Annotated in this window: 19 protein-coding genes; all 19 read right to left on the bottom strand. The window is 64.8% G+C overall.

Annotation, left to right across the window (positions count from 1 at the left end):
- Nucleotides 1-808 (bottom strand): CsgG/HfaB family protein (locus tag JOY50_RS06225; protein ID WP_243054923.1); only part of this gene is annotated, 808 nt, incomplete at its 3' end.
- A gap of 34 nt (nucleotides 809-842) precedes the next feature.
- Nucleotides 843-1,256: a curli assembly protein CsgF gene (locus JOY50_RS06220; RefSeq protein ID WP_016487339.1), complete on the bottom strand. Its 414-nt coding sequence runs from the start codon at nucleotides 1,254-1,256 to the stop codon at nucleotides 843-845.
- Nucleotides 1,253-1,654 (bottom strand): curli production assembly/transport protein CsgE, encoded by a 402-nt coding sequence (gene csgE, locus JOY50_RS06215; RefSeq protein ID WP_132840549.1) that lies wholly within the window; start codon nucleotides 1,652-1,654, stop codon nucleotides 1,253-1,255. The genes JOY50_RS06220 and csgE overlap by 4 nt, the downstream gene beginning before the upstream one ends.
- Nucleotides 1,651-2,178 carry a type II secretion system protein gene (locus tag JOY50_RS06210; protein WP_132840547.1) on the bottom strand — a complete coding sequence of 176 codons (528 nt, stop codon included), beginning with the start codon at nucleotides 2,176-2,178 and terminating at the stop codon, nucleotides 1,651-1,653. The genes csgE and JOY50_RS06210 overlap by 4 nt, the downstream gene beginning before the upstream one ends.
- Complete coding sequence (locus tag JOY50_RS06205) at nucleotides 2,153-2,527, bottom strand: type II secretion system protein (RefSeq protein ID WP_012272103.1); 375 nt, start codon at nucleotides 2,525-2,527, stop codon at nucleotides 2,153-2,155. The genes JOY50_RS06210 and JOY50_RS06205 overlap by 26 nt, the downstream gene beginning before the upstream one ends.
- A 5-nt stretch (nucleotides 2,528-2,532) precedes the next feature.
- Nucleotides 2,533-3,012, bottom strand: coding sequence for a type II secretion system protein (locus JOY50_RS06200; protein ID WP_243054922.1), 480 nt, complete (start codon nucleotides 3,010-3,012; stop codon nucleotides 2,533-2,535).
- Nucleotides 3,009-4,874, bottom strand: a complete 1,866-nt coding sequence (locus JOY50_RS06195) for a secretin N-terminal domain-containing protein (protein WP_138737111.1) — start codon at nucleotides 4,872-4,874, stop codon at nucleotides 3,009-3,011. Before JOY50_RS06195 ends, JOY50_RS06200 begins: the two co-directional genes overlap by 4 nt.
- Nucleotides 4,871-5,395 carry a hypothetical protein gene (locus JOY50_RS06190; protein ID WP_138737112.1) on the bottom strand — a complete coding sequence of 175 codons (525 nt, stop codon included), beginning with the start codon at nucleotides 5,393-5,395 and terminating at the stop codon, nucleotides 4,871-4,873. Before JOY50_RS06190 ends, JOY50_RS06195 begins: the two co-directional genes overlap by 4 nt.
- Complete coding sequence (gene pilO, locus JOY50_RS06185; protein WP_132840541.1) at nucleotides 5,395-5,958, bottom strand: type 4a pilus biogenesis protein PilO; 564 nt, start codon at nucleotides 5,956-5,958, stop codon at nucleotides 5,395-5,397. Before pilO ends, JOY50_RS06190 begins: the two co-directional genes overlap by 1 nt.
- On the bottom strand, nucleotides 5,945-6,487 hold the full coding sequence (locus JOY50_RS06180) for a pilus assembly protein (RefSeq protein ID WP_132840538.1): 543 nt from the start codon (nucleotides 6,485-6,487) through the stop codon (nucleotides 5,945-5,947). Before JOY50_RS06180 ends, pilO begins: the two co-directional genes overlap by 14 nt.
- Nucleotide 6,488: 1 nt before the next feature.
- Nucleotides 6,489-7,268: a hypothetical protein gene (locus JOY50_RS06175; protein ID WP_028613856.1), complete on the bottom strand. Its 780-nt coding sequence runs from the start codon at nucleotides 7,266-7,268 to the stop codon at nucleotides 6,489-6,491.
- Nucleotides 7,252-8,925 carry a GspE/PulE family protein gene (locus JOY50_RS06170; RefSeq protein ID WP_132840536.1) on the bottom strand — a complete coding sequence of 558 codons (1,674 nt, stop codon included), beginning with the start codon at nucleotides 8,923-8,925 and terminating at the stop codon, nucleotides 7,252-7,254. Before JOY50_RS06170 ends, JOY50_RS06175 begins: the two co-directional genes overlap by 17 nt.
- Before the next feature lie 61 nt (nucleotides 8,926-8,986).
- Nucleotides 8,987-9,520 (bottom strand): response regulator, encoded by a 534-nt coding sequence (locus tag JOY50_RS06165; RefSeq protein WP_028613854.1) that lies wholly within the window; start codon nucleotides 9,518-9,520, stop codon nucleotides 8,987-8,989.
- A 249-nt stretch (nucleotides 9,521-9,769) separates the two neighbouring features.
- The gene (locus JOY50_RS06160; RefSeq protein WP_132840534.1) at nucleotides 9,770-10,411 is read right to left on the bottom strand and encodes a SurA N-terminal domain-containing protein; all 642 of its coding nucleotides are present in this window, start codon (nucleotides 10,409-10,411) and stop codon (nucleotides 9,770-9,772) included.
- A gap of 12 nt (nucleotides 10,412-10,423) precedes the next feature.
- Nucleotides 10,424-11,908: an ABC transporter substrate-binding protein gene (locus JOY50_RS06155; RefSeq protein WP_192902518.1), complete on the bottom strand. Its 1,485-nt coding sequence runs from the start codon at nucleotides 11,906-11,908 to the stop codon at nucleotides 10,424-10,426.
- 233 nt (nucleotides 11,909-12,141) lie between these two features.
- Nucleotides 12,142-12,807 carry an SCO family protein gene (locus tag JOY50_RS06150; RefSeq protein WP_243054921.1) on the bottom strand — a complete coding sequence of 222 codons (666 nt, stop codon included), beginning with the start codon at nucleotides 12,805-12,807 and terminating at the stop codon, nucleotides 12,142-12,144.
- Nucleotides 12,804-13,460 (bottom strand): SCO family protein, encoded by a 657-nt coding sequence (locus tag JOY50_RS06145; protein WP_028613850.1) that lies wholly within the window; start codon nucleotides 13,458-13,460, stop codon nucleotides 12,804-12,806. Before JOY50_RS06145 ends, JOY50_RS06150 begins: the two co-directional genes overlap by 4 nt.
- On the bottom strand, nucleotides 13,457-15,433 hold the full coding sequence (locus JOY50_RS06140) for a cytochrome D1 domain-containing protein (RefSeq protein ID WP_028613849.1): 1,977 nt from the start codon (nucleotides 15,431-15,433) through the stop codon (nucleotides 13,457-13,459). Before JOY50_RS06140 ends, JOY50_RS06145 begins: the two co-directional genes overlap by 4 nt.
- 18 nt (nucleotides 15,434-15,451) lie before the next feature.
- Nucleotides 15,452-21,325 carry a manganese-oxidizing multicopper oxidase MnxG gene (mnxG, locus tag JOY50_RS06135; protein WP_243054920.1) on the bottom strand — a complete coding sequence of 1,958 codons (5,874 nt, stop codon included), beginning with the start codon at nucleotides 21,323-21,325 and terminating at the stop codon, nucleotides 15,452-15,454.
- Between the last annotated feature and the right edge of the window lie 174 nt (nucleotides 21,326-21,499).

The following is a 21,499-nucleotide window of genomic DNA, read 5'->3' as shown; positions in this document are numbered from 1 at the left end:
TGCCCTCCCCCGCATCCCCCGCCACCTGCCAGAGCCGCCGTTCGATCCCTTGCGCCAGCAAGTGCCCTACCGCTGATTCAATCGCCGACAGCACGCACAGCTGCGCCGGTTCGTTGGTGGTATAGCCCACCTCGGCTTCGAGCAGCTTCTTGAACTCGATGAACTTGAACACCCCGGCACTGCGGCCGACCGAATAAATAGTCTTGCTGGTCATCACGTTAGCCAGCACCTGCCCGGTGCGCACGTCCACCGCGCGCAGGTTCACGGTTACCTGGTCCACCCGGTACTCGCGGGAAATATCGATACCCAGGTAGCGGGCACCCTCGCCGCCGCTGCGCACGTTGGTGTCATAGGCAATGATGCCGCCCTCCAGCATCAGGTTGGCGGCCTGCAGCGGGGGCAGTTCGCCCATGATGTTCTCGGCTACATCCGGCTTTTTCTGCGAAGCACGGATGATCTTGCGCTCGGTCAGCAGGTTCTGCAGCCCTTCACGCTCCAGCACCACGAACCAGCCGCTGGCACTCAGGGCGTCCATCAGCATGCTGGCCGCGCCCTGGGTGACGCTGGTGGAGAATGAACTGGCCGGGGTGGGCTTGTACTGCCCGGTCTGGTCGCGGAAACCATACACCACTGCCATCAGCCGGCCTTTGGGCCGTGGCATGTTGATCAGGTCGTAGTAGGTCGAGGCCCGGGGTGTCAGGGTCGGGGTTTCCGAGTCCTGTTCGGCCGACATGGGTTCGCGCAGGCTGCAACCACTTTGCAGGCCCAGGGCGGTGAGGATCAGCAGCGTGCTCAGCAGACGTTTCATGGTGTTCTCTCCCCAACATAAAAGCCCTTCCCTCTCAGGGGTTCAGGCCGCTGACCTCAATGATCGAAATCTCTCCTGTGGCACGATCGGTGACCTTGATGCTCAAGGCCCCGGAATCGTCGATGACGTCGATGAGAAACGCATCGGTCGCCATGCTGCCGGTGCTGCCGTTACTGATGTTGTCCAGCAACTGCGACAACATCCGCGACTCCAGCTGGTTGCTGAAGCGCTCCAGGGCCGTGGTGCCTGTAAAGGCCGAGGCACGGTCCTTGAGGTCGGGGTCGTCGTAATCGTTCTGCGCCTGGGCATTGTTCAACAGCCAGGTGCCGTTCAACGGGTTGCCGCCAAAGGCCGGGTTGACCGGGGTGTACACCAGCTCGGTGGCCTGGGCAGCACAAGCGCTGGCCAGCAGGCAGGCGGCAATGCAACGTGGAATGCGGTGGTTCATAGCTCGTCCCTCTCCAAGTCGGTGGTGTCCTGTAGCAGGCGTTGCAGCTTGCGTTGAATGATTTGCTGCTTGACCAGGTCGGCGGCTGCCACGGCCTCGTCTTTGAGCTCGGTGGTGTTTGGTGGCAGGAAGCGGCGGTACATCACCTCACGCTCGAACTCCACGGTGACCAGGCTGCCCCAGCGGGCATCCGGGCGTTCGCGTACCACCAGGTTGAAGTCCAGGCGGCTGGTGGCACGCAGGCGGTCGGCGAAGTAGTAGTAAAAGTCGTGGCCGATGTGCGAAATGGTGTTATCAACGATAAAACCCTGCATCTCGTCTTCAACACCCGCCTTGGCCGAGGTGGTCACCCCCGCCATCAGCAGCAGGCACAGGCACAACGCAGCCAGGCGGTTCATGGCGTATCTCCCGGGCCTGCATGCGTCTGCACGCCGCCTGCACTTTCGGTAAACGCCTGCTCGGCAACAAACTGCCAGTCGCTGTAGTGCTCCAGGCCCTCAAAGCCGCTCCATTCGGCGCTGAAGCCACTGCGCTTGAACGGGGTGTCGTCCGAGCGGCTGTGCACGCCGGTGATGCGGCCGTCGATCGAGCGCAGCAGGCCCCACTCGTCGCTGTTGGTGAGGGGGTCGGGGTACAGCCTGCGAATGTGCCGCTTGGCCTTTGGAAAGCGGTTGTCCTGCAGCAGGTCGACCAGCTCCTGCGGGTACTGGGCCAGGCCCGGCGAGGCACGGTAGTAGCTGCGCAGGGCCTGGGCGTACTGGCTGCCCACCCACAGCAACTGGCGCTCGCGATCACGCTTGGCGGCGCTGGCCCAGATCGTGCCAGTGGCGGCCAGGGCCACACTGCTGACCGCAATCAGCAGCAGCACGCCCAGGTAGGTGAAGCCGCGCTCGGCCTTACCATTCAGCGAAGAGGCTGCCATCACGCGCCCTCCCTGTGGCACCGCTTTTGATATCGGCCACGCCGCCGGCCACGCCCTCGGGCGGTGGCACCAGCTGCCAGGCATCACTGCGCTCGGTGATCGGGTCGACCGGGGTGTTGCGCAGGTAGCGTTGCTCAACCAACTGCTCCAGCGAGTCCGGGTAGTGACCGGTGTCGCCGTAGTAGTGGTCCAGCGACTCGCGCAGCACCGCCAGGCTTTGGCGCAGGGTGGCTTCGCGGGAGCTTTCCAGGCTGTTGAAGTAGCGCGGCATGGCGATGGTCATCAGCGTGGCGATGATCGCCATGACCACCAGCAGTTCGATCAGGGTGAAGCCTTTGCTGCGTTTCATGGCTGTCACCATTGCCCGTAAGGGATGTTGTTGAGGCCTTTGCCGCGTGCCCTGGAATACACGTCGAACACGTCTTCGCCTTCACGCGGGCTGTCGGGGCTGCTGTCGTAGGCCCGCAGGCCCCAGGCGCCTTCGTCGTCATCCTTGGCCGCCATCAGCGGGTCATGTGGGATGCGCCGCAGGAAGTAGAACTTGGCGCCCTTGGCACTGCGCACATCGCGCACGCCGTCCACCAGCACCTGCAGGTTCGGCGGATAGCCGCTGGCATCCAGGCGCTTCTCGATGTAGCCAGCATCAAAGGCCCGCTTGTAGGCGTCGATGGCATCGCGAATCTGGTACAGCGCCTCGCGCAGTTGCTGCTCCTTGCCGCGGCGCACCACGGTTTCGGTCAGCGGCGCGGCCATGCTGGCCAGCAGCCCGAGCAGCGCCAGGGTCAGCACCACTTCGATCAGGCTGAAGCCCTGCACGTGGCGGCGGGCTTTCATGGCCGTGGGCTCCCGTTGGCCGGGGCGACCGCCATCTGGCTGTCCACCACGGGGTCGTCGGTGGTGGGTGCATTGCCGGGCACATCCATCGGCGGCAGTGGTGCCATCTGGCGCACCTGCATGGCCGACTCGGTGCCGGTGGAAAACTCCATGTCCGACGGGCTCTGGTACGGCAGGTTGCGCACAATGCGCGGGGTGATCGCCAGCACCAGCTCGGACTTGCTCATGTCGTCCTTGTTGCTGCCGAACAGCCGGCCCAGGCCGGGAATATCACCAAGGCCCGGGATCTTGTTGCCGCTGGCGTTGTGGTCGTTGCGCACCAGGCCGGCCAGCACCTGGGTTTCGCCATCGTGCAGGCGCAGGGTGGTCTGGGCATTGCGGGTATCTACCTGGACCGGGATGGTGCCCTGGCGGGTAGCCTCCAGCGGGGTGGCGTTGCTGACTTCCAGCGCCACCTTGATCGCCACTTCGTTGTTCAGGTGCACGGTAGGCTGCACTTCAAGCTTCAGGCCGACGTCCAGGTAGGTGACACTTTCGGTAATCACCGGGCCCTGGGTGGACGGCACCGAAGTGGCGCTGATGATCGGCACTCGCTGGCCGATGTGAATGCGCGCCTGCTCACGGTTGCTGACGCGGATCACCGGGCTGGCCAGGGTATTGATGTCCTTGTCCTGGGCATTGATCTTGGCCTGCGGGGCCGGCGAGATGCTGATGCGGCTGGAGTCGATGCCACGCAGTTGGTCGAGCACGCTCACCGACTTGCCGTCGGACGTCAGCACGCCAAAGGTGTTGGGCCATTGCAGGCCAAGGTCGAGGATGCGCGAGGTAGCCACTTCCATCACCTCCACCTCCAGTACCACCTCGGGGTTGGACTGGTCTTGCGACTGCAGCAGCTTCTCGGCCATGCGCACGGCATCTGGGGTGTCGCGCATGGTCAGCGTATTGAGGCGCTCGTCGACAAACACGTCGCGGGTCTTGAGCATGGTCTTGACCATGTTCAGCGCGGTGTTGGCGTCGATGCTGGTCAGGTAGAAGGTGCGCATGACCAGTTCCTGGTAGTCCTTGGTCTTCTGCGGCGAGTCGGGGTAAACCATCAGGGTGTTGTCGTTGACGATCTTCTGACGCAGCTGGTTCTGCTCTAGCAGCAACGCCACAGCGTCCTCGATGCGCACTTCACGCACGAAGATGGTGGCTTTCATGTCCGGGCGCATGTCTTTGTCGAAGATGAAATTGATGCCGGCGACCTGGGACAGCACTTCGAAAATGGTCTTCAGGTTGGCATCGCGAAATTCCAGGGTGACCGGCCGCTCCAGCTTGCTGCGCAGCTGCGGAAAGGGCTGCGCGGTGCGCGCCTGAACGTTCTCGATGTCGCTGCGCAGGGCGATGCCCTTCTGGTTTTGCGGGTCCAGGCGCAGCACTTCGCGCATGTAGCGCTCGGCGCCGAACAGGTCGCCCTGGCGCAATGCTGCCTGGCCCAGGGCCACGCGCTCGTCGAGGGTACGGATCAGCTCCAGCTGGCGCGTGCCCTCCTGGGCGCGGCGGTTGTTCGGCTCCAGGGTCAGCACCCGGCCATAGCCCATGCGGGCGTTGGCAAAGTCATGGCGGATGCGGTCGGTATCGGCCTGGGTCAGCAGTGCCTCCACGGCGGCCTGGCGGCTGTGGGCCAAGGCGATGTTCAGTTCGGTATCGCGCGGGTCATCGCGCAGGGCGTCTTCCAGCCGGGCGATGCCGGCTTCGTATTGGCCCTCCTTCATCAGCTGGTCGCTGTCCTTGCGTACCGCGCTGGAGCCGCAGCCGGCAATGGCCACGCACAACGCCACAAGCAGGAACGGAGCAGGCTTGCACAGCTTTGACGACTTCATGGTGCGCTCCCGACAGACAAGGTCTGCGACTGGTGCAAAGGCAGGTAGACCAGGCTCAGCTCGCTGGCCGATACCCGATCAAGGCGATAGGTGTCTTCAATGACGTCGCCCTGGCGCACGACGTATAGTTTCTCGCCGCTCTGCAGGAAGATCTGCAGGTCGTCGTTGTTGCCCATGCGGCCGATGAACTGGAACGGAAGCTCTGGGGCAGTCGGCGCTGCGGCCACGATGGGCGCGACAGCCACGGGTTGTTCGGTGACGGTGGCCAGGGCTTGGGGTTTGGTCCATTGCTGGGTTGGGAACAGATCTCTGGAGGCCTGTTCCGGCCCTTTCGCGGCTAAAGCCGCTCCCACAGGTTCGGCGTTGCCCACAACTCCTGTGGGAGCGGCGGTGCGGCGATCCGACTTGCCCGCGAAGGCCGCGACGCTGTCTTCCTGGCCCAACCAGTGCCCTGGTGCCCAGGCGATGACTGCGCTCACGCCGAGGAAACCGGCCCAGATGACTGCACGTTGAGTGTTCATCATGACCTCGACAGGTAAAGGGTCATGCGCAGGCGGGCATTCAGCTCGCTTTCGCCGATGCGTTTGCGTTGCAGCTCGAGGTCTTCCAGCACAAGGGTGGGCAGCTGCTTCAGCAGGCCTTTGAGAAAGCCGCGAATCTGCGGGTAGCTGCCGCGCACTGGCAGCACGATCTGGTAGCGCGCCAGCTGGGTCTTGGGATCAATGCCCAGGGCATACTCACCACGCGCGAGGCTGATGTGCTCGGCGCTGGCAAGATGGTACAGGCGCTCGATCAGCTCGCTGGCCTGGGGCTGCCCCGGCAGTTGCTGGCGAAGGGTGTCCAGCGCCTGCTGCTCGGGCTTGACGGCGATCTTCACCTCGCCACGCCTGACTCGCTCGATTTGTACGCTGGCGTCCGCTTCAGTGGCGCGCAGCTCACGCACGCTTTGCCACTGCGGCAGCACCCCGGCGCACACCACGCCCACCGCCAGCAAACCCACGGCGGCGGCGGCCAGGCCAACCGGGCCGACGCGGCGCAGGCGTTCCTGGAGGATCAGGCTGTTCAGCGATTCAAGGGCGCGCATGGCCGGTCTCCCAGGTCGCAGTGAGGGTAAAGCGCACCGGGTGCTCAGGCTGCGCGGCCAACACCTCGTGGTTGAGCAGCGAGACATCGCTGAGCTCCGCGCTGGCTTCCAGGCGCTGGTGGTACTGCAACATCGCTTCCAGGTTGCGCGCTTCAGCGGCGATACGGACCTGGCCTTTGCGCGCGTCCGGGGTCAGGCCGAGCAGCGCGACATCGCCCTGCGGCAAGGCTTCGAGCATGGCGAACAGCTGCTGCCATGGGCGTTGCAGTTGTTGTGACACACTGCGCATTTGTGCCAGACGCTCGGCCTGCTCACGGCTGGCAGCAGTAGTTTGCGGAGCAGTGGTTGCCGGACGGCGGCCCAGTTGCAGCTCCAGGCTGTGCACGCTGGCCTCAAGGTGTACCTGCTCGGTCTGCAAGTTTTGTTGCAGCAACACCAGGCTGGCGACGATGGCGCAGCCCAGGGCCAGCAGCGACCAGGCCAGCGGGCCACTGCGCCGGGGTTGGAATTCCAGCTCGAGGCGGCGCATGTCAGGCCACCGCCCGCCACATGGCGCACAGGGGGTCGGCTTCGCTGGCCGGCTGGCACAGCTGCACCGCCGCCAGTTGCGGCACGTCGCCCCGGCCCGGGGCATGCAAGTACACCTGTGGCAGGTGCTCGCCATACAGCTCGCAGGTGCGCTCGATCAGCGCTTGCAGGGCCTGGTCGCTGTCGGCGCAGCCTTGCGCAAGCACTTGCTGCCAGGCGCCGCCGGCGGCCAGCAGCAGCACGCTGCGGCGCGGCTCGGCCAGTACAAACAGGAAGTCGCCCTGCTGCAACTGTGGCGAGCAGCGGTTGTAGGCGGCCATCAGGTACGGTTGCACCGAGCGCAGGCTCAGGCGGCTTTCCCGGCCCAGCGCCTGTAACCGTTGCAGCAGGGCTTCGGGCAGCGCCGTCGCGATGCGGGCGGCACCGGCAGGCTCGGGCGACAGCACGATGCGCCAGTCGTCCAGCGGCTGGCCGTAGAGGTTTTCGAAGCAGGCTCGGGCATAGGCGTCCAGTTCGCGCGGGTGGCCGATGGCATCACTCCAGGGCACCAGGCAGAAGCGGCTGTAGCGAGCCGACAGCAGCACCCGCAGCTGGGCGCCACGTACGGCATGCTCGGCCAACAGTACGGACAGCGCGTCGACGGCGGCTTCCCAGGCTGGCTGAGCAGCATCGCAGCTGAACACGCGACTACCCAGCCACTGGTGCTGGTGTTTATGCCAGCAACCCAAGCCGACGCCCTCGGCGCCGACCACGGCACAGAAACGATCAGATGAATGTGACACGGTTGATCTCCTCAAGTGTGGTGCGGCCATCGCGGACCAGGTCCAGCGCCGAAGCCCGCAGCAGGCGCAGGCCGCGCTGGCAGGCGAGTGTCTTGATTTGCGACAGGGGGCGGCGCTCGACGATCATCTGCCGCAGGTCGTCGTCCAGGTGCAGCAGTTCCGCGATTGCGCTGCGCCCGCGAAAGCCACTGCCACGGCACTGGCCGCAGCCCTGCACGCGCACGAACTTCCAGCCGGCCACGCCTTCACGGCTCAGGCCCGAGCCATACAGGGTGTCGTCATCCACTTCGCAGGGGCTGGAGCAATGCGTGCAGGCCAGGCGGATCAGGCGCTGGGCCAGCACCGCGTTCAGTGCAGAAACGAAGCTGTAGGGGTCGACCTGCATCTGGCTGAAGCGGCCGATCACGTCGAACACGTTGTTGGCGTGGATGGTGGTGAACACCAGGTGGCCGGTAAGCGCCGACTGCACGGCAATTTGCGCGGTGTCCGGGTCGCGGATTTCGCCAACCAGGATCTTGTCCGGATCGTGGCGCAAGATGGAGCGCAGGCCACGGGCGAAGGTCAGGCCCTTCTTCTCGTTGACCGGGATTTGCAACACGCCGGGCAGCTGGTACTCGACCGGGTCTTCGATGGTGATGATCTTGTCCACGCCATGGTTGATCTCGCTGATCATGGCGTACAGGGTGGTGGTCTTGCCGCTGCCGGTGGGGCCGGTGACCAGGATCATGCCGTAGGGTTCGGCAGCCAGCCGGCGCAGCGCGCGCAGGGTTTCGTCGGCAAAGCCCAGGGCCTGCAGCTGCACGCCGCTGACCCGGTCGGACAAGTCCTGCTTGTCGAGCACCCGCAGCACGGCGTCTTCGCCAAAGATGCTGGGCATGATCGATACCCGGAAATCGATTTGCCGGTCGCCCACAGCCACCTTGAAGCGGCCGTCCTGGGGCACGCGTTTTTCGCCGATGTCGAGCTCGGCCATGACCTTGATGCGCGAGATCACCTGGTCGGCAAAAGCACTGCCACTGGCCTTGCCAGCGCCGTTGAGCACACCGTCGATGCGGTACTTGATGGTCAGGCCCTGGCCGGTCATGCCCAGGTGGATGTCGCTGGCGTGCAGCTTGAGGGCGTCGTACAGGGTGGAGTTGACCAGCTTGACCACGCGGCTCTGGTCTTCGCTGATGCTGGCCAGCGACAGGCGTTGCAGCGGGTCGCCTTCGCTGCTGGCCTCGGCGTCGTGGTCAAGGGCATCGACGGCGTGGAAGCTTTCTTCGTGGCGGGCCAGGAAGGTGGCCAGTTCGGCGGCGTGGGCCAGGTACAGCGGCGCGCCTTGCAGCACATCGTCGATCCAGGCCAGGCGGGCGGGGTCGAAGGGGTCGGCGAACACGCCCAACAGCTGGCCGCCCTGCTCGATCAGCACGAATTCGCGCTTCAGGCACGCGGCCAGGCTGACTTTGTCGAAGCGTGGGCTGCTGGCCAGCAGGGTGTGGCTGTCCAGCACCGGGTAATGCAGGGTCAGACCCAGGCGACGGGTGAAGGTATCGGGGTTGTCGCAAGCAAGACGTTCGAGGCAGTTGAGCAGGCGCTCGTCGCTGGCTTGCAGACGGGCCTGGGCCAGCAGGTCGCGGGGGTAGGCTGAGACTGGTGCATCAAATGCTTCTGGCATGGCCTGCGACTCCGCTCAGGGGGCGCGTCGCAGGCTGGCTCAGCCAGGGGGGCGGGCGCCGCTATTCCCCTGTGAGCAGTTGATCGTCGTCGGGCCCTGGCGGCTTGGCGCCATTACGGCGGCGCTCAGCCAACACCCAGCTTCCATCGTACAACTGCAGGGGGAACGATTCGTTCCTGTTCTGGCGTCGTTCGACGAACCCTTCTGCCGGGTTGTCCGTGGCCCTGCGCCGGCGCTCGATGCCCATCAGGTCGAAGATCGCACGGGCCAGTTCCACCAGTGGGAACGGCTTGAACAGGACATGGCTCACTCCCAGCTCGGCGGCCCGCTCACGCACCTCGACGGTGGGGTGGGCGGTGATCAGCATGAAGTGGCATTGCCTGTTCTTGCGTACGGCCTCCAGAACCTGAAACCCTTCCATGTCGGGCAAGCGGTAATCCAGCACGATCACTTGTGGCGCCAGGCGCTCAGCCTGCTCGATACCACTAGCACCGTCGTGGGCAACATGAACTTCCAGGCCTTGCGCCTGCAGGTACGCTTGCAGGTTCTGCGCAAGGGTCTGTTCGTCATCGACTACCAATACTCTGTTCACCAAGGTCGACTCCCAAGAACTGCCCGGTTACCCGGTCTGCGAAGTTCGCCCTTGTACAGGCTTGAGCAGGCTTCGTGCCAGGCGTGAATAGTCATGCTGCACCGCTGTAAGTCATTGATTTGCAAAAGGTGCCGGCCAGCACCCAAAACACGGCGGGCAGGCACACCCACCCCCTTCCCCACAACCGGGGAAACTGATGGCACATTGCCAAACCCTAATTCCCCAGCATTGGGGGAAACGCCATCAGGGGCTTCAGTCAGCGATCTCCACTTTAGCGGAGTCGCGCAAACGTTGGCGCACGGACTTGCGCGCTTGCGCCTCGCGCTCACCGATGAGCGAGGCCCTGGCCAAGACCAGGCCCTGTTCGTGTATGACCGAAGGGTTATCACTTTGGTTCTGCGCTCCCTGCAGTGTTTCTCGGTTGGCATCATAGAATGCTTGCACTTCGGCCGGGCTCGGCGCGTCGACTGCGCTGAGCTGGGCATACACCTGCTGGGCCGCCATGTCTTGCCGGGTGTATTCAGTGTACTGTGCCCTATCAAAGCCCGCCTCTGCCAGACGCCGTTCGAAAACTGCCGGGCTGCCGAACGCGGCTTCTACCTCGCCGACATGCGCCGACACCTGCTCGTCGCTGATGACGATGCCTTGGCGCCGCGCCTCCTGCCACAGCAGCTCCTTGTCGATCAGCTCATTCAGCGCCTGATCGCGCAGGCGCTTGTACAGGCCTGGGTTGCGGATGCTGGACACCGCGCGGCCCTGGGCGGTCAGGTATTCGCTGAAATAGCGCTCCAGGCGCGTCAACCCAATCTCCACGCCATTGACCCGTGCAGCAGGTACATCGGCCCAGCTCGCCTTGGCCATTACCAGCAACAGGCACAGCAACACAATACGCATGGCAACCTCCACTCAAAGGCTGTCCGGCACCGGCCGGTAAGGGGTAACGGCGGTGAAGCGCGGCCCGGGCAGGGCCACCGCCACCACATGGGCACCGGCCATGCCCTGGCGGCGACCGGGGCCAAAGCCCAGCGCCGGGGTCAGGCCGGTAGATACATCGTGCAGGCCTTCCAGTGCGCCAATCAGTTGCTCGCGGCTGGCGTCACGGCCGATCTGCTTGAGCGCTTCGCTCAGCAGGCGCAACGCGCACAGGGTATTGACCTGCAACGACGCCTGGCGAGGGTCCAGGCCCTGGCGTTGTTGCAGCCCGGCGAGGGTGGCCAGGCCTTGCTCGGTCCAGTCTTCGGGGACATAGGGGTAAGCCAGGAACACCCGTTGCGACCATTGCTCGGGCAACCGCGCCACGGCGCCGGCCACCTGGCTGGACGCGGCGAACAGGTAGGGCTGACGGCCCGCGGCTTGCAACGCCGTCGCCAGCTCGACAAATGCCTGGGCGCGGCCAAGGAAGACGATGCCCTGCCCGTCCACTGCCTGGCCGTCGAAGGCCTCGATGGCGGGCGGCGCCCAGCCTTCCTGCAACAGGCGTTCACGTACCTGCTCGGCCGCCTCCGCCTGGTCGTTGCCGGCGTACACCACGCGCAAGTCGCCCGGTGCCAGGCCCAACCCAGCACGGGCGTGGCCCGCCAGGCTCAGCAACTGCGCAGGTAAGCCGGGCAGCGGGTCGAAGATCTGTGCGCTGCCGCCGCTGCGCGGGGTACTGCCAATCAGGGGTACATTCTGTGGCGCCAGCAAGGTTGCCAGACGCGGGTCGAGCATCGGTGCCAACGGCGAAATCAGGGCGAACACGCGCTCCTGCTCCAGCAATTGCTGTAAGGCATGCTCGGCGCTGACCGGGTCGGAGCCAGGGTCCAGTACGACCAGCTCCAGGCGCCGCCCGTGAATGCCGCCTTGCTGGTTGAGTTGCGCTACCCCGTCTTCCAGCACTGCACGTACCACCTGCCCGGCTTCGGCCAGCGGGCCGGAAGCCGGCAGCAAGGTGCCCAGGCGCAGTACGCCCTCCTCTATGCCGGGGTCGCGCTCCTGCGCCAGGCGCTTCAGGTAGGCTGTGAGGTTGCGCTGGTCGGCCATGGTCAGTTCGAAGCGTGGCATGGCCGGGTCCAGGCGGTTGCCAGCCGGGTCTACGCCATGCTGGATGGCCCTGGCCAGGCTGCGGTCGGTATAAGCCGGGTAGCTGCGGCCATTGGCTTCGCGTGCGCCCTGGCCTTGTGCCAGGCGCTGCCAGTCCAGGTTGGGTGGGCGCACGCCGCCTTCGGCGCGGCCACGGCCGTCGTTGCCGTGGCAGCTGGCGCAGGGCAGCACGCTGGCGGGCACGCGGATGTCGCTGGCGCCGACCCGGGCCTGCAATTGTGCATCGCTGCTGGAGACCCCCTCGCGGTAGAGGCGCTTGCCGGCTTGTTCGTGCTCGGTCAGGTCCAGGGCCAATGCACCGCTAGACATGGCAATACCTAATGCGAATGCCAGATAGCGCAATACTCCCTCAATGCCGGCACGAATCCCTGTAGGAGCGGCCTTGTGTCGCGATCGGGCGCGCAGCGGCCGCAAAACAGGCACACCCGCAGGACCTGATGAAACACATTCGCAGGTTCTGCGGCCGCTGCGCGCCCGATCGCGACACAAGGCCGCTCCTACAAGGGTTCGCGTCGGCAGTGGTGAAGTATTGGGCATGATGCTCACCGGCCTGCCAAAGGCTGGGTCAGCAGTTGCATGCGCTGGGCTATGGCTGCGGGCGGTGCATCCGGGCGGATCTTGCTCCAGCGTTTGCCCGCTACATCGCCGGCAATCAGCTGCGTGGAGTGCTGCTCGGGGCTGGGCAGGAACTGGCCAATACGGCCAAGCACCAGGTCGACATTGGCCTTGTCACCGGTCAGAAACAGCCAGTTCGGCCCATCAACCCCCTGCTTCTCGGCAAACGCCTTGAGTGCTTGCGGGGTATCGTTGAGCGGATCGCTGCTGATCGACACGAAAGTCACCTGGCTGGCCAGTTGCGGCCCCATGGCCGCGCGCACTTCGCGCAGCTTGCGGGTGATCAGCGGGCAGGCGTCGGTGCAGTGGGTGAAGATCACGTTGAGCATGACCACGTTGTCCTTGAGCACATCACTGTAAAAACGCAGCTCGCGGCCGTTCTGGTCCTTCAGTACGGTATCGGTGAACCAGGTCTGGGCATCGCGGGTGCCGCCGCCACTGGTCATCGTCTGAGGCGCGGGCTGCGGCACGGGCGCCTGCTCCACATGGCCTTCATGGGCAAACGCCATCGAGCCGAGAATCCACAGGCAGCCGCCCAGCACCAGCCAGTCGAAACCGCGCATGCCGCCGCGGCGGGAGGTTACATTGCTCATGGTTGCACCTCATGGTGGTCGGCAATGGCCGTGCTCTTGGCATGCACCCGACGGGCGCTGAGTCGGTTGATTTCTTCTATCAGTACCGTTGGGTCGGTGAAGCCGTAATACCGCGTCCAGTGCCCGCTTCGCCCGTCACCCACCAGAATCAGCGGCGGGTGCTGACGGAGGTCGGCGCTGAAGCTGCCCAGGCCCTTGAGGGTTTCGGTGACAGCGTACGGCGTGCCGGTCAGCCAGCTCCAGCCCGGCCCCTTCTGGAAGGCCTTGGCGTAATCTTGCAGGCGTTTGGCATCGTCACGCTGAGGGTCGACGCTGATCGACACCATGTGGATCTCTTCCCCTACCCGGCCACCCAGCTGTTGCTGGACTTTGCCCATGATCGACGACACCACCGGGCACACCGTGGTGCAGCTGGTGTAGATGAAGCCCATGACCACCAGATGGTCATTTACCAGGTCTTTCTCCAGGCGTACCGGCATGCCGTCCTGGTTCAGCAGGGAGACGTCGGCAAAACGCACACTGGTCTTTTCCTGGTGAGCCGCCGGCGGCTGCTCGGCATGGCCTTTGTGGTCGTGGCCGGCGTGGGCCATGGCAAGGTTGCTGGCAAGTGCCAGGCTCAGGGCCAGCAGTTGGAAACAATGCTTGGCGTTCATCGCACACTCCTCATGTCAGTGTGGGAAGCGCTGGTCGCTGCGGCCGGCAGGACGCGCAGGCTGGTGTAGTTTTCTTCGGCAAACTTGCGGCCCAACGATGGCGACTGCACATGCAGGTACCAGGCGCCAGCTTCGGACAGTGTCAGGGCTGCCTGATAGACACCCTCCCCCACTTCCAGCAACTGCAGGTTGCGCGGCATTGACGACGGCGCCAGGAAGTAGCGCAGGCTCAGGTCGTTCAGGCCCAGCCGCGGCTGACCGTCGTCACCGACGATACGCACCCGTGCGGTAATGGCGCTGTGCAGTGGCATGGGTTGGTCCAGGCCAATGAACTCCGCATGCGCGCCCTTGCGCTTGCCGGCATTGGGCGCTTCGGCAACATCGGCACTGAAGCAGTGGATGATCTGCGGCTGGTTAAGCAGGAAAGCCACGTCGAACTTGCCGGCAGCGGGCAGTTTCACCGTCGAGCCGTACACCCCGGGCGCCACCTCACGCAGGCTGCGGTCAACGACCAGGGCAGCACGGGCCTGGTGACCACGGTTGTTGTAGCCGGACATCGGCGCGTTCATGCCCTCGGCGTAGAAGTAGGTGGTGTTGTCCACCGGGTTGACCACGAACACCGAGTTGTCATCACGCGACACCGACAACCCCTGGGCCAATGGCAGGTCGCCGGCCTGGCGCGGCGCTGCCGGGCCGGCCTCGAAGCCCTGGACGATCGGCGAGCGCCCTTCGCCCAGGCTGGACAGGTTGATCATGGTCACTTTCGGGGAAGCCAGGCCGCGCACATAGGCATAGCCCTTGGTAAAGGTCAGCTGATAGGGTTCGGCCGCCACCGGAATGTGGTGGATCAGCTTGTCGGTACTGGCATCGATCACCAGGGCCTGGTTCTCAAGGGTGTTGAGTACGACGCCGTAGCGGCCATCGCTGCTGAAGCGCATTGGCCCCAGGCCCTGCTCGGCCTTGACCGTGTGGCGCAGCTGGTGGCTGCGGGCATCGAACACCCTTACGCTGCCTTCCTCGCCATCGACCACGTAAACGGCCTGGGACAGCGCCGAGTAGCTGACCGACAGCGGGTGCGGGCCAACCTTGATGGTTTTGGCCAGGCGCATTTCCGGGATATCAATAACGCTGAGGGTGCCGCTGTCGCGGTTGCTGACGTAGGCAAAACGCGAGTCGGCGCTGAAGGCGATTTCGTGGTGCCCGGTGCCGGTGTTGAAGCTTTTCAGGGTGGTACGCCCTGGCACGTCGATCACCGTCACCCCACCCTTGGCCGGGTCACTGCTGTTGTTGCCCACCCACAACCGGTGCTGGTCCGGCTGCAAGGCTACGCGCAGCGGCTGGTCGCCGGCGTCAAGGTCGGCCACGCGGGTGAAGGTTTCGGTATCGATTACCGCCACCTTGCCGCGCTCGGGGATCGACACGAACACCTGCTTGTCGTCGCCGGTAGCCACCCAGTCCATGGGCCGCCCGGGCAGGTCGATGCGGGCCATGGTGCTGGTCACGCCGCCCACCGAAACGGTCGGATCAATCACCGTCAGGCTGGCGTCGTTGTTCAGCATCAACAAAAAGTAGCTGTTCAGGTCGAGCAGCGGCCTGGCGCCGATGCTGCTTTTGAGAAACAGCGCGACCCGCGCCTTGCAGCTTTGGCTGCGGTCGCCGGTCGGGGCCGACTGCGCCGGGTCGATCCACGCCCCCGGGGCCATGCCCGACAGCGGCTGGCCACTGGCCTGGTCGCTGACCTTGAAGCGGATGCTGGCGAAGGCGCCTTCCTTCAACTCGCCCCCGGCCAGCGGCCGGGCCTCGAAATCCACGGTCACGCCGTCCCGGCTGAGCCGGTGCAGGGCCTGCGGGTCGGCAGGTTCCTGCAACAGCTCGCGGGGATCGCACCAGAGCTTTTCATACGCCACGCCCAGGCCGATCAGCGCTACTCCCAGCAATACCCCCAAGCAAGCAGGGCGAGTCTTGTTATTCATGCTCGCGCTCCCCTTCCGTCACTGCGCCGGGGCCGTTGCCGGCGGCGCTTCGTTGGTCACCCGCAAAATCCCCCACAGCCCAGAGAGGTTGCCGTAGGCGGCGTAGTCGCGGAACAGGTAGTCACCCGCCACCGCGTTGGCACCGCCGGCACTCGGCAGCATGAAGCTGAAGTGCGCCGCTGGCAGTACGCTCTCCTGGGCACCGATGTACATGGCCATCGGGTTGTAGCCGAAGCGCACCGAACCGATGCCAGGCAGGCCCATCGGGTAGCCGTCCACGTCACTCTTCTCGGCCTGGTAGTTGTGCAATGGCCACAGGTGCCCGTCCAGCTGGTAGGTGATGCCACGGCTGCCACCACTGGGCATCAGCACATGGCTGCGCACTGGCTGGCCCGGCTTGGCGTACAGCACCGGGGTTTGCGGGTCACCGCCAACCAGGGCGTTGCTGTAGGCCATGTGCGCGTTGGGCACATCGGCAAAGCCGAAGCCATCGGCATGGCCGAACGGTGCATCCGGCGCCAGGCCAAAGCGCAGCCACAGCGGTTCGGTCTTGTAGTTCATGGCCATGTTGCCGTTGTCTTTCGGGTCCCCCGGCACGCCATTGCCTTCGGTGGCGATGCCTTCGACCGGGCGGCCGTCAGCCCAGCGCATGTTCATCGAGCGCTGCCACACCGTTACCAGGTCGCGGTAATCGGGTTGGCCAGTGACCTTGACCGTGGCCTGGGCCCGGCTGGCGGTGTCCTCGGTCCAGGTTGCGGTCTGCGGCAAGATGCTCATGCCACCCACCAGGCCTTTTTGTGGCTGCTTGATGAAGTCCGACGGCATCAGGTTCAGGCCACCAAACTCGATTGCCGTGGTGTTGATGTTGTCCACCGTGCGGCCCAGTTGCAGCACCGGTTTGCCCTCACGCTCCAGGTGGCCGGCGTAGTACTGGTACACCCGGCTTGGGTAGGCACCGCTGTTGCCCACCCGGGGTGGCACGGTCTGCGCCGGGTTGGCACCCACGTTGGCACCGTCGGACTTGGTGATGTCGTAGGCCAGCAACTGGGCATGCAGGCCCACATGGCTGGACGGCCGCATCAGGTTGTTGTTGAAGGCGGTGGAGCCTTCGCTGTCGAAGCGGTCACGCTTGACCACGTTCTGCATCACGGCCGTGCTTGGCAGGTCTGGCATGACCTGTGGCAGGCGGTTTTCCAGGGTGATGCTGATGCAGTCCCCGGCGTTGGCACGCAGCACCAGCGGCTCCACCGGTACGCCGGCTTTGAGCTTGCCGGTGGTGGCGTCCAGGTCGGCCTTGCGCACATACAGCACGGCGGTCGGGTCATGCAGTGGCGCACTGTGGCCACCCACGGTAAAGGTGGTGCCGTCCTCCTCGTCGACAACCGTCACCTGCGGGATGCTGGTCTTGCGGCTGTTGAACACCAGGGTGCCGCCATTGGCCTTCAGCGGGCCGCCGACATGCTGGCCCACACCGGCCGGGTCGTTGATGCTGACGCCGTTGCGGTTCTCGAGGATGTCGTTGGCCAGCGCCGCGACAATCTCGTAGCTGCGCTTGACGGTGGTACGGGTACCGATGCCGTTGGGGTTGGCCGTGGTTTTCGGGCAGATGCCGTCAAAGTTCACGGTATTGCGCATGGCCACGGGTTGCGTGTTGTTCGGCAGCGGGAAAAGGTCGGCGCGTTGTGCGGTGTAGTTGCGCATCACGCCCCAGATGCCGTTCCAGTAGCCTTCCAGGGCTGCGTCCATGGCGTACAGGTAATCGCCGTTGGTGGCAGCAGAACTGGAAATCATCGACACCGGTGCCATGAAGCCCATCTGTTCGGAAATACCGATCATCTGCGAGGCCTTCCAGCCCGAGTTGGAGCTGTTACCGAAGCCCGAACCGTTTTGCAGCCACTTCACGCCGTGCAAGGTCACGTTGTGCTCCTCCTCGTGGCCACCGGCGTGCAGGCGCAGCCGTACGTTGTCGCCAGAGTAGGTGCGCAGCATGGGCGTGAACGGGTCCCCCGGCTCGCTGCCGGCCTTGTTGATGTGGGGTGGGAACAGTGTGGTGCCGCCGGTAGGGCCAACCGCCGAGGTGATCGCCGAAGGCGCCAGGTTCATGGCCGGGATCGCACGGTCGGTACGGCTCTGCAAGGCATAGCTCAGGTCGCCGGCCAGGCCGTCAGCCTGCATGCCGCGCTTGCCATCGGGGCCGACCTTGTTCGGGTCGAATACCCGCAGGGCCAGCGGCTCGTTGCGGTAGTTGACGACGAACATGCCCGGGTCATCGACCGAAATCGCCTGCGGGCAAGGCCGGCTTGGGCAGCCGGGGGCCAGGCCACCGCGCGACTCGACCACCGATTCAAGCAGGTTGGATGCCTTCTGCCGTACCGGCGGGTTGATGGCGTAGCGGAAGCTGTCGGCTGTGGCCGGGTAAGACTGGCCATTGGGGATGCCGTCCGGGCCTGCGCCCACATAAACACCCGCTTCATAGGCATGCTGGAAGTCGCTGTATTCAAGGAAGAACTCGCGGTAGCTGTCGTTCTTGCCATCGCCATCGTGGTCGCCAGTCTTGATCACCGCTTGCCACGAGGTCGGCCCGCCATCCTGGCGTGTGGCCGGGTTGTACAGTTGCTCGCCGGTTTCGGCGTGGTACCAGGTAGAGCCGGCAGGTTCGGCCAGCACGGTTGCATACAGCCCCAGCTGCTGGTGGGTGGATGGGCCGAGGTGGTCGTGGGTAAAGATGGTGCCCAGGCCACGGTCGACGTTGTTCACGTTCACCAGCGGGTCGGCGAACCAGCGTTGCATGGCTGTGCGCGCGCCCAGCCAGTCGGCCCGGCCAAAGCGGCCAAAGTACGGGTGCTGCTTCGCTTTCGGGCAGGCGGCGGTGCCGTCGCGGCTGTCGCCTTCAGTGCAGCCGTTATAGGCGCGGATGGCATGCACACGCTCGACCACGCTGCCGGGCGAGAGCACCCCGTCTTCATAGTTCCAGCCATTGGCCGAGCCGTCGGCGGCAGTCAGGTCCCACTTGGGCAGGTGGATGTGCTGGCCAATCACGTCGGTCGGGGTACGCACCTGGTAGTCGTCCATTTCGTAGTACGACGGGATCAGGTTGGTGTGGGTGTACATGGTGCAGTCGAAGGTGTTCATGCGCATCACCAGCGGCTCTGGCGGGCGCTGCTTGGTGATCACCGGCCAGGCGTCTTCCCACAGCGCCAGGATACGCGCCTGCGGGAAGTGGTAGCCGACCTTGTTGTACACCGCGTCGAACTGGATATTGGCACCTTTGTAGATGCGCGGGCGGTCGGCGGTGAAGGTGGACGAACCACGGAAGCTCATGCCGGTCAAGCTCTCGCCGCTCGCAAACTCGCCTACCCCCGAGGTTTGGGTCAGGCGCTTGCCGCGGTCATCCATGCACGGCTCGTAGAACGGCGCGCCGGCAGTGGGCAAGGCGCCGTTGGTGCGGAAGGCCTTGGCCACCGGCTGGCTGCCAGGGATCAGGGCGAAGCTGGGGTGCTCGGCCTTGGCGTGGAACTGCATGGCGGCCTGCTCGACATCGGTTCCTTCTTCGGGCAGGTAGATGGGCTTGGCTTTGTGCACCACCTTGGAAAAGTCCAGCTTGGTGGTGGTGGTCACGGCCTCGCCACCGGCAGATACACCGTCCAGCGCATGACGGCCCAGGCCGCCATCCCAGCCGTCTACCTGGTTGGCGTCAAGGTTGGCCCACAGGGCCTTGCCGCTGTCTTTCAGCTGCCGGGCCAGGGCCGGGTCAAGCATGTCCAGTGGCGGGGTTGGCGGGCGGTTACCGACACTGCTTTCCATGCCACCGATCCAGAACGGGTAGCCTGGGTTTTTCAGGCTGCCATCGGCGTCGCGGTTGGCATCAGTGCGGTCGACCAGCGCCAGTGAGCCGACGGCTTTGTGCACCGGCGCCTGGTTGGCGTGGTCGTCATCGCCTTCGTCCTCGTTTTCGTCATCATCGTCGTTGGCGGCTACCAGTTGCTCAGACAGTTTGGGTACCACCACCACCTTGCCAGGCATCGGCGCCATGGCTTTGCCAGGCAGCGGCACGATGGCCGGGATCGGTGTACCCGCAACGATTTCGCCATCGGGCAATGCCCGGGCGCCAGCGGCAGGCTTGCCGCTGCGCTGGGCAAACGGCGTGCTGTGGAAACCATTCTCGCCCTGCCCGCTCACTTCCAGCCGGGTGCCTTCTTCGAACACATCGTGCACCCGCCACATGGCCCACATGCCCTGGGCGAAGTGCGGGTAGAAGTGGCAGTGGTAAATGGCATCGCCTGCCACGCGGTTGCGGTTGCCCGACCCGCCGTTGGCAATCTCGTAGGTGTAGCCGATACCCGGGCCGATGCCTTGGGCGTCGATGTAGTCGGAGTTGTCGTCGTTGGGGTTGAACAGCCACTGGTGACCATGCAGGTGGAAAATGTGCTGTTCATGGCCATTGTGGGTGTTGCGGAATTTAGTGAAATCGCCAATGTAACTGTGGTGCACGTTGGCTGGCTCGGCCGGGTAAAGCGCCATGCTGGCCTTGACCCCCATGGCGCTGGCCGGCGGCGTCTGGCCTGGGCGAATGTTCTCCAGGCCGACGTTGGCCGGTACGTCCACCAGGGTGCCGATATCGCCCACGGTGTGTGCGCTGAGGAAGAACTCCTCGTAGGCGCACGACAGGCAGTCATGCATCGGCCCCACACCCAGGCGGTTGGCGACCACTTCAGCGCCCATGCCGCCGGAGCCGTAGTTGATCATGAACGAATCGCGCGTTGGCTCCAGCACATGGCCCATCACCGGGTCCGCCCAGTAGCCGGGGAAGGCCTGGGTGGCGGCCACTTCATCGGCGAACTGCGAGGCAAAGTCGCGAAATGCTTCTAGACGGTTGGGCAATGCGGGGTTGCGCTTGTTGACGCTTTCCAGCGGGTAGGTCGAACGCGGGAAGCTGCCGTCCGGGTTCGGCCCCATGACAATGGCGTCGGTCTCGCTGTTGAGAATTTCATTGCCGTCGACCATGGCAATGATCGGCTTGCCGGCCTTGCCCTCGCTGATCCACGGTTGAGTCTGCGGGTAACGGGCCTGGTAATCGATGACCGGTTGGCCGGTGGCGGTACGGCCGGTGGTGGCCAGGCGCATTTCTTCTTCGGTCAAGGTGTTGCGGAAGGTTCGCCCACCTTTGGGGACGACCACCACCTGGCCAAACAGGCCATTGGCAACGTTACCTGCACCACCCTGGCCGCCAAAAGTAGCGCCCTGACTGGTGGCAGCAAAGGCCCCCTCGCGCTCGGCGTACAGGGTGTAGCTGCGGGTGTTGCCGGGCGATACCAGGAAGTTGCCATTGCGGCCGGTGTTGGCGGCGATATCGCCAATGCTGTTGACCGCCTGCATGCCGTTCACCTGGAAGCCGACATGCCGGTCATTTACCTGCTCATCAGCGACGAAGTCCTCACCGCCTTCGTTCCCGACTTCGTTCTCCGGGCCTTCCTCTTCGCCTTCCTCCTCGCCTTCGGCTTCGTTTTCTTCAGGATCGATGCCGTGCTTGTTGGGGTTGGCCTGGTAGGCCAGCAGGTTGGTCAGGTTGACCGTGAGGCAGTCACCGGCGGCTACCCGCAGCACAATCGGCCGTGGGCGCTTGTCCGGGCGCAGAGTGACCTTGCCCGGTACCGCAGCCCCGCCCTTGCTGAGGGGGACTTGCTTGTCGTCCACCACATCTTCACGAAGCGCGAACATCATGCCATTGGCGTTTTGCGCGCCAAGGCGGTTGAACATCAGTGGCTGGTCCAGTGCCACCACATTGGCGACCAAGGTGCGCTGGCACTGCACGGCCGCCTCGCTGGTCGATTCCCAGCCTAACAGGGCCAGAACGAGGGATGACAGAAGGGGGCCTTTGCGTGGCGTAGACATGCTGCACCTCCAGAACACAGGAACTCTGCGGAGGTGTGGAGCAAGGTGTGTGCCAGGAGAAGATATCTAATATTTTCAAATGGTTGCGTAGGTAACCGAATCGGATTGGGGAGGATCACCCGGCGGTTTTCCCCGATTTGGGGGCAACGGGTTGCACGACTGAAGGCGACGCAA

The organism is Pseudomonas sp. BP01, assembly GCF_022760795.1.
Classification (GTDB): Bacteria; Pseudomonadota; Gammaproteobacteria; order Pseudomonadales; family Pseudomonadaceae; genus Aquipseudomonas; species Aquipseudomonas putida_Q.
The sequence above is the reverse complement of the archived record's forward strand: the minus strand, read 5'-3'. Positions and strand labels throughout refer to the sequence as shown.